This is a genomic window from Pelagibius sp., from assembly GCF_028289705.1.
Classification (GTDB): domain Bacteria; phylum Pseudomonadota; class Alphaproteobacteria; order Kiloniellales; family Kiloniellaceae; genus Pelagibius.
Genome location: NZ_JANQOI010000119.1, coordinates 1 through 1,989 on the forward strand (window position 1 = coordinate 1; position 1,989 = coordinate 1,989).

Genomic DNA, 1,989 nt, shown 5'->3' on the forward strand with positions numbered 1-1,989 from the left:
AAGGCCTGCATCGTGCCGCGGCCCATCGGCTGGATCACCTCGGTGAACGAGGCGGGGGCGGTGAACCTCGCCCCCTACAGCTTCTTCAACGGCGTGGCCGGGGAGCCGCCGGTGGTGATGTTCGCCCCCGGCGGGCGCAAGGCCGACGGGCCGCCGGACGGCTCCAAGGATTCCCTGGCCAATGTCGAGCGCACCGGGGAGTTTGTCTGCAACATCGTCACCTGGGACCTGCGGGAGGCCATGAACAAGACTTCCGCGCCGGCCCCGGCGGAGGTCAACGAGGCCGAGTTCGCCGGGCTCGCGCTGATCCCCTCGACGCTGGTGAAGCCGCCGCGGGTGGCGGCTTCGCCGATCCACCTGGAATGCCGCTACCTGCAGACCGTCGATCTGCCCTCCACTGTTCTGGACTCCCGCAACGCCGTGGTCTTCGGAGAGGTCATTGGCATTCATATCGACGAGGCGGTGCTGACCGACGGCCTGGTGGACATGGCCAAGGTGAAGCCCATCGCCCGCCTCGGCTACATGGACTACACCCGCGTCGACGAGGTCTTTGCCATGGCCCGTCCCTCCTGGCCCCTGGACGAAGCCGCGGACTAAGCCCCCTATGCCTCTGGGGCGCGCGCCCCGGAATTGTCATCATTGTGACTTTGAGGTGCCTGGCGATTCCGCTTAGGCTGCCCGCTTAGGCTGAACGAATGGTTGTGTTCGGGAGAACCTTCCCGAAATCGGCAACGCGGAAAGGAGCCAGGGAGATGGAAAAGGACCAGGTCGAAAAGCGCGTCTACGATCTTTACGACGACTATTGCCATGGCCGTATCGAGCGGCGGGAGTTCCTGAGCCGTGCCTCGGCCCTGACCGTGGGCGGCGTCTCAGCCCTCGCTCTGGCCCAGGCCATGATGCCGAATTACGCGGCGGCGGAGACCATCTCCTTCAACGACGAGCGCATCACCCCGCGCTATGTGACCTATCCCTCGCCGGGCGGCACCTCCGGCGAGATGCGCGGCTATCTCGTGCAGCCGAGCGGCGAGGGCCCCTTCCCCGCCGTGCTGGTGATCCACGAGAACCGCGGCCTCAACCCCTACATCGCCGACGTGGCGCGTCGCGCCGCGGTGGCTGGCTTCCTGGCGCTGGCGCCGGATGGCCTCTATCCCATCGGCGGCTATCCCGGCAACGACGACGAGGGTCGCGCCATGCAGCGCACCCTGGAGCAGCCGAAGCTGCTGCAGGACATGGTGAACTCCGCGCGCTATCTGAAGGACCACGAAGCCTCCACCGGCAAGCTGGGGGCCACCGGCTTCTGCTGGGGCGGCGGCACCACCAACCACCTGGCGGTGACCCTGGGCGGCGATCTGAGCGCGGGTGTGCCCTTCTACGGGCGCGCCGCGGCCACCGCAGAGGTTCCCAAGATCCGCGCCGCGATGATGATCCACTATGCCGAGGACGACCAGCGCGTGAATGCCATGCGGCCGGACTACGAGGCGGCGCTGAAGGCCAACAACGTGCGCTATGAGATGCACAGCTATCCGGGCACCCGCCACGGCTTCCACAACGATTCCACGCCGCGCTACAACGAAGCGGCGGCGAACCTCGCCTGGGACCGCACCATCGCCCACTTCAAGGCGCATCTGGTTTAGGAGGCTGTCGAGAGCGCACGTTCAGTGATTGACCTCGTGGTTCGAGACGCCCCCTTGTTCCAAGAGGGCTCCTCACCATGAGGTCAATCAGTCCACCACCTCACCTCACCCTGAGGAGCGGTTCGCAGAACCGCGTCTCGAAGAGTTGCGTGCCTCCTGGAAATACGACTTCAGCAGCCTGATAAGGCGGTTTCTGGTTTTGTGGCTCGGCCCGTCCCCTTAGAGCAGATCCTGGTTCGATGGAATCGCGGGAGCAATCCATCGGACCAGGTGAATCTGCTCTAATTCTTAAGTGTAGAGCGGATTCACATGTTTAGACGCAAACACGGAAGTGTTTCCGTCTAAACATGATCCG

General features: G+C 64.8%; 2 protein-coding genes. Both read left to right on the forward strand.

All coding sequences use genetic code 11. The features are described 5' to 3' along the window. Positions 1–597 (forward strand): flavin reductase family protein (locus Q0996_RS15590; RefSeq protein WP_299621639.1); only part of this gene is annotated, 597 nt, incomplete at its 5' end. 155 nt (positions 598–752) lie between these two features. Next, positions 753–1,634: a dienelactone hydrolase family protein gene (locus Q0996_RS15595; RefSeq protein WP_299621642.1), complete on the forward strand. Its 882-nt coding sequence runs from the start codon at positions 753–755 to the stop codon at positions 1,632–1,634. Positions 1,635–1,989 lie beyond the last annotated feature (355 nt).

Excerpts from the sequence above, each read along its gene's own strand:
- Q0996_RS15595 (WP_299621642.1), top strand. The coding sequence starts at position 753 with ATGGAAAAGGACCAGGTCGAAAAGCGCGTCTACGATCTTTACGACGAC.